Origin of the sequence: Poseidonibacter antarcticus (assembly GCF_003667345.1) — a bacterium.
Lineage (GTDB): Bacteria > Campylobacterota > Campylobacteria > Campylobacterales > Arcobacteraceae > Poseidonibacter > Poseidonibacter antarcticus.
Genome location: NZ_RCWF01000008.1, coordinates 14,159 through 26,211 on the forward strand (window position 1 = coordinate 14,159; position 12,053 = coordinate 26,211).

12 protein-coding genes are annotated in these 12,053 nt (G+C 26.3%); 3 read left to right on the forward strand and 9 right to left on the reverse strand.

All coding sequences use genetic code 11. The annotated features are described in order from the left end of the window. Complete coding sequence (gene dsbD, locus D9T19_RS10130) at nt 1–1,773, reverse strand: protein-disulfide reductase DsbD (RefSeq protein ID WP_121628120.1); 1,773 nt, start codon at nt 1,771–1,773, stop codon at nt 1–3. A gap of 161 nt (nt 1,774–1,934) precedes the next feature. Between dsbD and D9T19_RS10135 the strand changes: the two genes are divergently transcribed. Then, on the forward strand, nt 1,935–2,294 hold the full coding sequence (locus tag D9T19_RS10135; RefSeq protein ID WP_121628121.1) for a rhodanese-like domain-containing protein: 360 nt from the start codon (nt 1,935–1,937) through the stop codon (nt 2,292–2,294). Between the two features lie 35 nt (nt 2,295–2,329). Here D9T19_RS10135 and D9T19_RS10140 read toward each other — a convergent pair whose 3' ends face one another. The 3 genes from D9T19_RS10140 to D9T19_RS10155 form a co-directional block, all read right to left on the reverse strand. Further along, complete coding sequence (locus tag D9T19_RS10140) at nt 2,330–2,560, reverse strand: hypothetical protein (RefSeq protein WP_121628122.1); 231 nt, start codon at nt 2,558–2,560, stop codon at nt 2,330–2,332. A 68-nt stretch (nt 2,561–2,628) separates the two neighbouring features. Next, complete coding sequence (locus tag D9T19_RS10145) at nt 2,629–4,677, reverse strand: EAL domain-containing protein (RefSeq protein WP_205588710.1); 2,049 nt, start codon at nt 4,675–4,677, stop codon at nt 2,629–2,631. Nucleotides 4,678–4,741: 64 nt separating this feature from the next. Further along, on the reverse strand, nt 4,742–5,548 hold the full coding sequence (locus D9T19_RS10155) for a phosphatidylserine decarboxylase (protein ID WP_121628123.1): 807 nt from the start codon (nt 5,546–5,548) through the stop codon (nt 4,742–4,744). Nucleotides 5,549–5,697: 149 nt separating this feature from the next. On the opposite strand from D9T19_RS10155, the gene D9T19_RS10160 reads away from it, so the two are divergent. Then, a complete protein-coding gene (locus D9T19_RS10160; protein ID WP_121628124.1) occupies nt 5,698–5,937 on the forward strand; it encodes a hypothetical protein in 240 nt (79 codons plus the stop codon). Between the two features lie 6 nt (nt 5,938–5,943). On the opposite strand, the gene mltA is transcribed toward D9T19_RS10160, so the two are convergent. From mltA to D9T19_RS10185, 5 genes are all read right to left on the reverse strand, one after another. Then, complete coding sequence (gene mltA / locus D9T19_RS10165; protein WP_121628125.1) at nt 5,944–7,032, reverse strand: murein transglycosylase A; 1,089 nt, start codon at nt 7,030–7,032, stop codon at nt 5,944–5,946. A 35-nt stretch (nt 7,033–7,067) separates the two neighbouring features. After that, entirely contained in the window at nt 7,068–7,367 is a 300-nt protein-coding gene (locus D9T19_RS10170; protein ID WP_121628126.1) for a hypothetical protein, read from the reverse strand. A gap of 11 nt (nt 7,368–7,378) precedes the next feature. Then, nucleotides 7,379–9,271, reverse strand: coding sequence for a molecular chaperone DnaK (gene dnaK / locus D9T19_RS10175; RefSeq protein ID WP_121628127.1), 1,893 nt, complete (start codon nt 9,269–9,271; stop codon nt 7,379–7,381). An 80-nt stretch (nt 9,272–9,351) separates the two neighbouring features. Continuing rightward, nucleotides 9,352–9,921, reverse strand: a complete 570-nt coding sequence (gene grpE / locus D9T19_RS10180; protein WP_121628128.1) for a nucleotide exchange factor GrpE — start codon at nt 9,919–9,921, stop codon at nt 9,352–9,354. 9 nt (nt 9,922–9,930) lie between these two features. Beyond that, nucleotides 9,931–10,722, reverse strand: a complete 792-nt coding sequence (locus D9T19_RS10185) for a heat-shock protein (protein ID WP_121628129.1) — start codon at nt 10,720–10,722, stop codon at nt 9,931–9,933. A gap of 381 nt (nt 10,723–11,103) precedes the next feature. Here D9T19_RS10185 and D9T19_RS10190 point away from each other — a divergent pair, with 381 nt between their 5' ends. Next, nucleotides 11,104–12,048, forward strand: coding sequence for a TAXI family TRAP transporter solute-binding subunit (locus tag D9T19_RS10190; protein WP_121628130.1), 945 nt, complete (start codon nt 11,104–11,106; stop codon nt 12,046–12,048). The last annotated feature ends 5 nt before the right edge of the window (nt 12,049–12,053 follow it).

The following is a 12,053-nucleotide window of genomic DNA, read 5'->3' on the forward strand; positions in this document are numbered from 1 at the left end:
TTATTTAAAATGTTTATTTACAATCTCTAAGAAATCTTTTGGATTTTTATATCCTACAATTTTAGAAGCTTTTACTTCCTTATTGTTAGTATCCCAGAAAATTAATCCAGGAGGTCCTACAATTCCATATTTTTTTTGTAAAGCTTTATCATCATCATTATTTGCTGTTACATCTGCTTTTAATATTGTAAAACCTTGAAGTTTTTTGATAACTTCTTCATCTTTAAATGTAATCTCTTCAAGCTCTTTACAAGCTACACACCAATCAGCAAAAAAATCTAACATAACAGGTTTAGAAGAATTTGCAATTGCTAAATCTAGCTCTTTAATATTTTTGATATAACTTACTTTAAATGCTTCTTTTTGAACAACACTTGATGATGTCCCACTTGTAAACTTATCAAAAGGTTTTAAAGGATTTGTAGCTCCTGAAATTGTTCCAAAGAATAAAGAAACTCCATAAAGGAAAATTACCAAAGTTACAAGTTGTGCTAAAATATGTTTATAAATATTTAAATAAATAGCAGCTCCTAAGAATAATAAAGACCAAAGAAACATTACAATACTTGCATCCAATACTCTATCTAACATCCATACAGCAATTGCTAACATTATTATTCCAAATACTTTTGAAACACTATCCATCCAACCACCAGGTTTTGGCATAAATTTACCAGCACCTAATCCGATTAATAATAATGGCATTCCCATTCCCATACTTAAAACAAAAAGTGCTAATCCACCTAAAATAGCATCTCCTGTTTGCCCAATATAAACTAAAGCACCTGCAAGTGGAGGAGCTACACAAGGTCCAACAATAAGTGCAGATAAGAATCCCATAATTGCAATTCCTGCAATTCCTTGTTTTTCTTTTCCATCTGTTGTTTTGTTTATTTTATTTTGTAAACTTTGTGGTAATTCTATTTTGAAATATCCAAACATAGAGAAAGCAAGTGCTACAAAAATAGCTGCAAAAATAGAAAGAACATAAGGATTTTGAAGTGCTACTTGTAAGTTTGCACCAAATAATCCTGCAATTACTCCTGCAATTGTATAAGCAAGTGCCATTGATAAAACATAAACTAAAGATAAAAAGAAGCCTTTTGTTGCTGTCATTTTTTCATTTTGTGAAGCACCTACAATAATAGAAGATAAAATTGGAATCATTGGGAAAACACAAGGAGTTAATGAAAGTAATAATCCAAAACCAAAAAATGTTGCTAAAACTAAAAGCATATTTCCAGTTTTTAAACTATTTGCAATTGTATCTGTTTCATTTAATTCTATATTTTTTGTTTCTCCTGGTACTTTTGAAGTAAGTTCAGCTTTTGTATCTGTAGCTTTAACTAAAGTTCCTTGTGGTAAATCTAATTGATACTTTGTACTCATTGGAGCATAGCAAAGACCTTTTTTAGAACATCCTTGATACTTTACTTCTAACTCATAAGAAGATGATTTTGATTTTTCTTGTAATAAAGAAAAAGGTATTTCAATTTTTTGATTATCAAAATGTACAATAAAACCATCATATTCTATTGGTTCAGGAATATTAACATCTTCGGTAATATCAATTTTTGATGGTTTTGTAATTAAAACTTTTAATTTATCATCATATAAGTATATATCTTTTCCAAGATTTAGCGTAAAAACTACTTTGTCATTTTCTTTTACAAACTCTTTTTTAAAAGCATCTTCTGGATTTAAAAAATCCTGTTCAATTGTAAATGCAAAAGCATAAATGCTCATAAATAATAGTAATAATATTTTTTTCATTAAAAGTCCTGTTTATATGTATTTTAAATTTTTAAATTCATTATATTTAAACTTTGTAAAGAGTTTGTTAATTAGTAACTTCTATTTTTATAAATATAAGAATTTATTATATTTGATTATAAGGATTTTATGTTAAAATTATTCTTTAATAAAGGATATTTATGAATAAATTAGTAGATTTACAACCACGAATTGTAGAAAAAATGATTAATGATAATATTGTAATGATTGATATAAGAAGAGAAGATGAATGGAAAAGAACAGGTATTATAAAAAATTCACATTTACTAACTTTTTTCGATGAAAGAGGTGAATATGATATTGAAAAATGGATGAGTGAATTTGAAAAACTTGTTCCTAACAAAGATCAAACTTTTGTATTAATATGTGCAAGAGCAAATAGAACTAGAAGTCTTGGAGATTTTTTAATATCTCAAGGTTATAAAAATACCTCACATTTATTTGGAGGAATAGTTTTATGGCAACAAGAGTTAAGAGAAACTATCGAATATAAAATTTAGTAAGAAGCTTTAAAGCCTCTTATCTAAATAAATTATTATGCTTCTTTTTTAGAATCACTTGCTTTTTGTAAAATTGCAATAATATCATCTAAATTTTCATATGGAAGATGTGATTTCCATTGAATATCTTTTCCGTTTAATGAAACACCAATACTTACAATATCAGCTGTATCTTTTCCATAAGGTTCTGTAACATTAGAAATTGAAATAACACCTTTTTTTGTACCAGCTAGTGGTAATGAACCTAGTTCTGTAATTGTTGACATTTTGTATCCTTATTTGATTTATTTTTTCTTACATTATTTTACAAGAATAAACTTTTATTTTATTAAAATTACTCTATCTTTGGGTTAGGTTTTCCTAAATGAAAACCTTGGAACTCATCAACACCTAATTCATTCACTAAATCGAATACTTCTTGTGAATGTATATACTCTGCTATGACTTTTATATTTAATGCTTTTGAAAATTCAATTATTGATTTTACCATTTCATAAGAATTCTTATCTGTGTTAATATCTTTAATAAGTGAGCCATCTATTTTTATATAATCAGGTCTAATTTTTAAAATATGCGCAAAGTTAGAATATCCTGTTCCAAAATCATCAATTGCAATTTTAATACCTTGTCTTCTGTATTTATTAATAAAATCTTCTAAAATTGTATAATCTGTAATATGATCACTCTCTAATATTTCAAATACTATTCTTTCTTTATTTATATTACTAATATTATCTAAGTTTTTATCTAAGGATTCAACAAAATCAATATCCAAGATATCTTTAAAACTCAAATTAAAAGATATTTGCTTTTTTGTTTTATTTAAATCAGATAATGCTTTTGATATAACCTGATTAGAAAGCTGCAAATATTGTTTAGTTTTAATAGCTACATCTAAAAATAAATTAGGAAGAATATATGAAACTTTTCCATCTTTATCTATATCTTTTATTCTCATTAAGGTTTCATATTTTACAATTTCTTTTTTTGTATTAAAAATAGGTTGATAAAATGCTATTACATTACTATCTTTTAAAGCACGTTTAATCTTTTCTCTCCAAAAAATTGATCTTTCTATTATTTCTCTTCTATCAAGTTCATTATTATAAACAAAATATCTATGATTAGTTTTCTTTGCTCTTTTTAATGCAATTCCTGCTGTTTTTAATGGCTCTTCTTGTGCTATTGATATACCCAAAGTAACATCAATAAAAATCTCAATATCTAACTCTTCTATTAAAATAGGTCTACTTTTAAATAACGTTGATAATTCACTTATAAACTGATCATATTTAGAAAATCCCATCATTCTTTTATCCGTAACACTAAAAACATTTCCATGAATTCTATTAATCGAAACATTATATTTATTACCAAATTCATTTAAAATATTTGCTGTTTCTATTAAAACTAAATTTCCTGTTGAGAAACCATAAAGTTCATTAATATCATCAAAAGAATCAATATCAACCAAAGCAATAGAAACAAATTCACAATCTTTAATATCTTCTTGAAGAGCATATCTATTTTTTAAATTTGTTAATTCATCGTAATAAAGTTTATCACTAATCTCTTTTGTTTTCTTTTGAACATGATCATCTAGTGTCTTTCTATTTGTTTCAACTTGATCAAGCAGAGTATTAAATTGATTAGCAAGAAAACCAATTTCATCCTTAGATTTTTTTATCATATCAACATTAGAATGTTTAATTTGTGCTTTTTGAACTTCTGAGAACATTCTATTAATAGGAGCAACAACTTTTATAGTTATAAAAAGACCAATAATAACTAATAATACAAATAATAAAATTGAAATATTTAAGATTAATGAATTAATCCCTTCAACATAAATTGAAAAATCTTCTTTATAAATAGAAGAAACTATATACCAGTCCAAATCTTTATTATATTCAACCCAAGAAATCTTTGGGTATACATAATTATATGCATCATATGGTTTATTCCATAAATACTCGAATGTATTTTTACTATTATATGATTTCTTAATTTCTTCAAAAAATGACTTATTTTTATTATTTGGAAGAATTAATTTAGAAATATCTTTAGAATTAAATTCACTAGTAGTATCAATGATTATTTTACCAGAACTATCAAAGATATAAATCTGTCCAGTTTTTGCTAAAGTAATGCTACTTAATAATAATTCTAGATCTTTAGTTAAAGAATTTTTATTCACATAATTTCTAGATTTATTATTTATAATTGTAACAATTTTATTAAATTGTAATCTCTCTTTTTTAATTTCTGCATTACTAAAATAATTATTTACTTTTGGCGAAAGAAAGAATACTACAAAGAAAAGATAGCCAAGTAGTGATATGATAAGCAACCAGCCAATTTTTAAAAATATTTTATTATTCATCAGTCTTCCATTATAAAATTACTTTTATTGTAACTAAATTATTTAATATTACCTAATTAAAAAATTATATTTCTTTAGCTATTGCTTGACCAAAACGAACATCTTGATGTAATAGTTCTTCTAATTCTACACTATTTTCTTCCCATAACATAACAACAGTTGAACCCATTTTAAAGTAACCTAAGCAATCACCTTTATTAATTTGTATATTTTCATATTCATATACTTTCATCTCTGATGTATCAATATTTGTTTCAACTCTTGGTTCAAATTCAAATACCATCTGTCCAACATTTAAAGCACCTACAAATACCATATAAAATAATTTTCCATTCTTTTCACATTCAATAATTACTCTTTCATTTTGCACAAATAAATCAAGTTCTTTATTTAAATATTTTAAATTCACTGGATATAGCTTTCCTGGAACATGAATAAGTTTTTTAAGTATAAAATTACTTGGAGAATGATATCTATGATAATCTTTTGGTGATAAGTAAAAATTCATAAATGAACCATTTTTGATTCTTTCTAACTTATCATTACAATAATAAGTTAATAAATCTTCAACACTATATTCCATACCTTTAATTTGTAAGGCAATATCTTTTTCTATTTTTCCACACTCAGTAATTAAACTATCTGTTGGAGAAATAAATGTATTTTCTTCTGTATTAATTTTTCTTTTTAATTCTAATTCTCTTGTAAATAATGCATTTAAAGATTTATAAAACTTAGGTTTCTTAAATTCACTCATATCTAAACCTAAGAATTTTACGTAACCTGTATTTATAACTTTTTGGATAAAAGAAGGGAACTCTTTTTTTGCAAATTTTCCAAAGTTTTGAGAAATTAAATTTGTAATATGCATTTTATTCCTTTGTATAATAATTAGTTATTTTATCGAGATTTACTTCTTAAATGGCTTTAATCAAATTTACTAGATAAAATATCCATAATTATAAGTAGTTTTTAGATACCCTACTGCATTAAAATTTATAAATTATATTAGGAGCTTTTATGTATAAAATAGTTGTTGTAAATCAATGTCCTTGCTTTAAAAAAAGCAGTTTAGAAAATAATATAAAATTTCAATCAAAAGACGATGCTCTTACAAAAGCACTTGAAATGAAAAAAACTATGAATAATGAATTTTGTAAAAAACATACCTTTGAACTTGAAGAAATGTATAATAATTTTGTTATAAAATTTTATTCAGATGCAAGAAATAACTGTTGTGGAAATGGTTGTTGTAGCTAATTTAAACTACTGAACTTCCACATCATTTGGAATTAGCATAAAAAGTCTTCCCTCTTCTTTCATAAGACCAGCTAATTCCATTGCTTCTTCTCCATATCCTAGGAAATAATCTGCTCTAATTTCACCCTTTATTGCACCACCTGTGTCAGCAGCAATTACTAGTTTATTAATAGATTCTTTTGTTTTAGGGTTTGAAGTTTCTATAAATACTGGCATTCCTAAAGGAATATATCTTCTATCAACTGCAATATTTCTTTTTGCAACTAATGGAACATTTAAACTTCCTGTTGCTGTTTGTTCTTTTTCTGTGAAAAATACATAACTTGGATTATAATCTAAGATTTCTTTGATTTTTTTTGGATTGTTATTTAAAAAAGATTTTATAGTTTGAAGAGATACTTCTTCTTTTTTTAGATAACCATCATCAATTAATTTTTTCCCAATAGATTTATACTCTCTTCCATTTTGATTAGCATATCCTACATTTATTAATTCACCACTATTTAATAATACTCGACCTGAACCTTGTACTTGTAAGAAAAATAAATCGATTAAATCATTAACATAACATATAACTTCAAGGTTATTTTTTTGTTCTATTTGAGCTCTTGTATCATAGGGATAATATTTTCCATTTTTTATTTTTGCTTTATATTTTAGATTCTTAAAACTTGGATATTTCTTTTTATTTTTTATTGTTACTAAATCTTTTGGAGTTTTGTATATTGGATATTTATAAAAGTTAGTTTTTTCTCTACTTCCATACAATAAAGGTTCATAATAACCTGTAATTAAGCCTTTGTCTCCAGAACTAGAAACTAAAACCTTTGGAGTAAAATTTTTAGTAAAAAACTCTTTTCCACTTGTAAAATTTAATGAATTTTCACATACATTTTTAAACTGTTCTTTTTTTCTTGATTTTGTGCAAGCTTTTTTAAATACATCAAGTGCTAAATCTAAATCATCATCATAAAAACCATTTAAATAATCAAAGGGAGTTTTTTTTGTAACTTTAATTTCTATTAATTCTTCTTTTTTTGTAGAACATCCATTAAAAAGGAAAACTATTGTTATAATAAATAAATAATATTTCAAGGTATAAATCCATACTTTTTAGGAAGTATAGCAACTTATAGATTACATCCTGCACTAGATACTTGATGAACTTCTTTTAATCCACATACATTACATTTATATTCAACTTCTGTAACACCAGAACAACCATGATTTTTGAGTATTCTGCTTTTTATTACTTCTTGTTTAAATGTTGTATTTGTGTTTTTATCATAAAAAGTCCTGGCTTTTGCTCCACAAGATGGACAAATGCCTTCATTAAGTTTAAATTCTCTTGTTTTTTTACTTTTAAAATATTGTAATACTGAGAATATTACAATTAAAAAAGCAAGTACTAGGAATAATATTGTTTGCATGAAGCAGAGTTTTACTCTACTTCAGCGTCGATAACATCGTCATCGTCTTTTTTTGCTTTTTTATCAGGTTGTGCACCAGCGCCAGCTTGATCACCACCTTCTTTTTTGTACATTGCTTCTGCTAATTTATGAGATTTTTCAGTTAAAGCTTTTACTTTTTCTTCAATTTGCTCTTTTGTAGCATTTTCATCTTTTAATAATTCTTCAAGTTCTGCTGCTGAATCAACGATTGCTTTTGATTCTTCTTCAGAAACTGCATCAGGATTTTCTTCTAATGTTTTTTTAGTTGAATGTAATAAAGCATCAGCTTGATTTCTTACTTCAATTACTTCTTTTTTCTTAGCATCAGTTTCTTTGTTTGCTTCTGCTTCATTTACCATTTTTTCAATTTCTTCATCAGATAATCCAGATGAACCAGAAATAGTAATTTTATTTTCTTTACCAGTTCCTTTATCTTTTGCAGATACATTTAAAACACCATTTGCATCAATATCAAATGTTACTTCAATTTGTGGAACTCCTCTTGGAGCTGCAGGGATATCTGATAATTCAAACATACCTAAAGATTTATTATCTTTAGCAAATTCTCTCTCACCTTGTCCTACGTGAATAGAAACAGCAGGTTGATTATCTTCAGCTGTTGAGAACACTTGAGATTTTTTAACAGGAATTGTTGTACCTTTATCGATTAATTTAGTTAAAACTCCACCAAGAGTTTCAATTCCTAATGATAATGGAGTAACGTCTAGTAATAATACATCTTTAACATCACCTTTTAATACACCAGCTTGAACAGCAGCACCAGCAGCAACTACTTCATCAGGATTAACACCTTTATTTAAATCTTTTCCAAAGAATTCTTTAACAACAGAGTTAGCTTTTGGTAATCTTGTAGATCCACCAACCATAATAATCTCTTGAATTTCATCTTTTGTTAAATCTGCATCTTTTAAAGCAACTTTAATATGATCTAAAGTTTCTGTAATTAAATGTTCAGTCATAGATTCAAATTTTGCTCTTGTTAAAGATTTAACTAAGTGAACTGGTCCTGCATTACCCATAGAGATAAATGGTAAATTGATTTCAGTTGATTCTGCTGAACTTAACTCTTTTTTAGCATTTTCTGCTGCATCTTTAAGTCTTTGTAATGCCATTTTATCAGTTTTAATATCAAAACCATTTTCATCTTTAAATTCTTTTGCTAACCAATCAATAATTGCATTATCAAAATCATCTCCACCTAAGAATGCATTACCATCTGTTGAAAGTACTTCAAAAGTACCATCTCCAATTTCAAGAACTGTAACATCAAATGTACCACCACCTAAATCATAAACAAGAACTTTTTCTTCACCTTTTTTATCTAAACCATACGCTAATGAAGCAGCTGTTGGTTCATTAATAATTCTTAAAACATTAAGACCTGCAATAGTCCCTGCTTCTTGAGTTGCTTTTCTTTGTGCATCATTGAAGTATGCTGGTACTGTAATAACAGCATCAGTTACAGTATCACCTAAATATTCTTCTGCGTCAGCTTTTAATTTACCTAAAATTTTTGCAGAAATTTCTTGAGGAGTATATACTTTATCTCCAATTTCAACTGCTGCTGCACCGTTTCTATTAACGATTTTATATCCAACTTTAGATTGTGCTTCTTTTGCATTTTCTTCGTCCATCATTAAACCCATAATTCTTTTAATAGAATAAATAGTTTTTTCTGGATTTGTAATAGCTTGTCTTTTTGCTGGATCTCCAACTAAAACATCACCTTTATCTGTATATGCAACAATTGAAGGAGTTGTATTTTTACCTTCTTTATTTGGGATAATTTTAGTATCACCATTTTCATAAACTGCCATACAAGAGTTTGTTGTTCCTAAGTCAATTCCAATTACTTTACTCATTTTAATTCCTTATCAATTTTATTTTTTAATTTTAATTTGTGTCTAATATATTCTAGTTTCTTGACATTACGGTCAATGTTTTACTTTTTACAGATTGAAACCATCGCTGGACGTAACAATCTATCTTTTAATTTATAACCTTTTTGAAGTCTTTGAACAATTTGTCCATCTTCATGATCTGGTGAATCAATTTGCATAACTGCATCATGGAAGTTTGGATCAAAATCTCCATCTGTTTCTACAGCTGTTATATTATGCTTTTCAAAGGCTGTATTAAAATTTTTAATTGTTAATTCAACACCTTCTTTTAATTTTGCCAATAATTCATCTGCAGGTAAATCTTTTGATGCTTCTTCAGCTGCTAAAGCCATTTCCAAAGAATCAATAGGTGCTAATAAATCTTTTGCAAATTTTTCACTTGCATAATCAATAGCATTATATTTTTCTTTTTCTAATCTTTTTTTAATATTTTCAAAATCAGCATGAACTCTTAAATATTTATCCTCTGCTTCTTTTAATTTAGCTTCTAAATCCGCCTTAACACTTTCAACTGTTTCTTCTTCAACAACAGGTTCATCTTCCATAAGAACTTCAGTTTCATTTTCCAAAGCTTCTTCTTGTTTTATTTCTTCTTTTGTTTCTCTGCTCAAGTTTATCTCCTAAAAAGTTGTAATTTTATTATAAAAATATTCATAATTTTTTGGAAGTTGCCCAATTACAAGCATCTTCACTTCTTCGTTATTAATTTTGCAATAATGACAAATTCCTATGTAACCAATAGGTAAAAAGTTATCAAAATATAAACCTTCATCTAACTCGTCTAAAATTTGACCCTTTAAAAATTTATTGATAGTTAATTCATCAAAATCATATGTTAATGCAAGATCTAAGAATTCTTTATAATTAAAGATTTCAAAATCAGAATTTTGTAAACTTTGATTTATAGCTTCACAAATATCATTTGCACCTACATCTTTAGAAATTCTTAAAATATCCTTTAGAGTTAAACCTCTCATATCTTGCAAAAACCTGAATAATGCATCTGAAAATTTTACAGATATTGCAAATGATGAAAATTCTAACATCATGTATTTGTATTCAACATTTAATATTTCATTTAATATATCAGATTTCTCTTTTTTAATAAATACTGATACCTCTACTTCAGATGCATAATATTGTAATGATTTTAAATTTATATCTGAAATATCAAAATTAAGTTTAGTTTTCCAATACTCTTTTAAAGCTTCAGTAGTTGGAGTTCTTCCACTACTTATATGCTCTTGAGCTAGATAACCTTCATCACCTAATTTTTTAAAGTATCCTCTAATTGTTGCAGGAGAATAAGTGATGTCATACATAGACTTTAACTGTGTAGAACCAATTGGTTCTAAATGTTCTATATACGCTTTAATAATAGACTGTAATAAAAACTCTTTCTTATTAATCATTTTACTACCATTTTAATTTATTAGCACTCATTGTCTTAAACTGCTAAAGAATTATAACCTATTGAGTGTCTATTTGTCAAGTACTTTTAGAAATAAATTCAAAATAGCTTATAAAGTCCCTATTTAAAGGGTTTATTTTCAATTAATTTTTATTAATAAAAGAAAATAACTTTATTTAATAAAATGTAAACTTCTTTAAATGATTTCAATTATTATTTATATACCCTATTTTTAAGCTTGTATAAATTTTATATTTGTTAAATTTGCAACTTAATAGTAATTTATACATAATTTACATAAGATTAATAGTTTAAGTATAAAAGCAATTACTCATTATGTTATAATTAAACAGTTACATTTCATAAATAAAAAGGACAAAAGATGAAAAAAATAATTACAGCGACTCTATTAGGAGCTTTAACTATTCCAGCATTTGCTGCTGAGTTTATTACAATTGGTACAGGTGGTGTTACAGGTACTTATTATCCAACGGGTGGTGCTATTTGTAGACAAGTTAATAAAATGAAAAAAGAGACTAAAATCAGATGTTCTGTTGAATCAACTGGTGGTTCTGTTTATAATATTAACACTATTAAAAATGGTGAATTAGATTTTGGTATTGCACAATCTGATGTTGTTTATCAAGCATCAAAAGGTATTGGTAAATTTAAAGGTAAGCAAGTTAAAAAATTAAAATCTGTTATGGCTATTTATCCTGAATTATTAGCACTAGTTACTAGAAAAGATGCAAATATCAATTCTATTACTGATGTTAAAGGTAAAAGAATTAACTTAGGAAATCCAGGTTCTGGAAATGAAGCAACTGCTATGACTTTATTTGCTGCAAATAATATCAAAAAATCAGATTTAAAATTTGCTGGTGCATTAAAAGCTGCTGAAATGCCAGATGCATTAAGAGATAATAAAATTGATGGTTACTTTTATATGATTGGTCACCCAAATGCAAATATTAAAGATGCTACAAATTCAGTTGATACAAAAATTGTACCTTTAGAGGGTAAAGCAGTTGATGCTTTAATTGAAAAACATCCATATTTTGCAAAAGCTCAAATTGCAAAAGGTTTATATAAAGGTGTAACAAGTCCAATTAATACATTTGGTGTTAAAGCTGTATTAGTTACAAGTGATGATGTAAGTGATAAAGCTGTTTATACTGTTGTAAAAGCAATTTTAGAAAACTTTGATGATTTCAAAAAACTTCATCCTGCATATAATAATATTACAAAAGAATCTTTATTAGATGGACTTTCAGCTCCACTACATGAAGGTGCTAAAAAATACTTTAAAGAAGCAGGATTATTATAATCTAA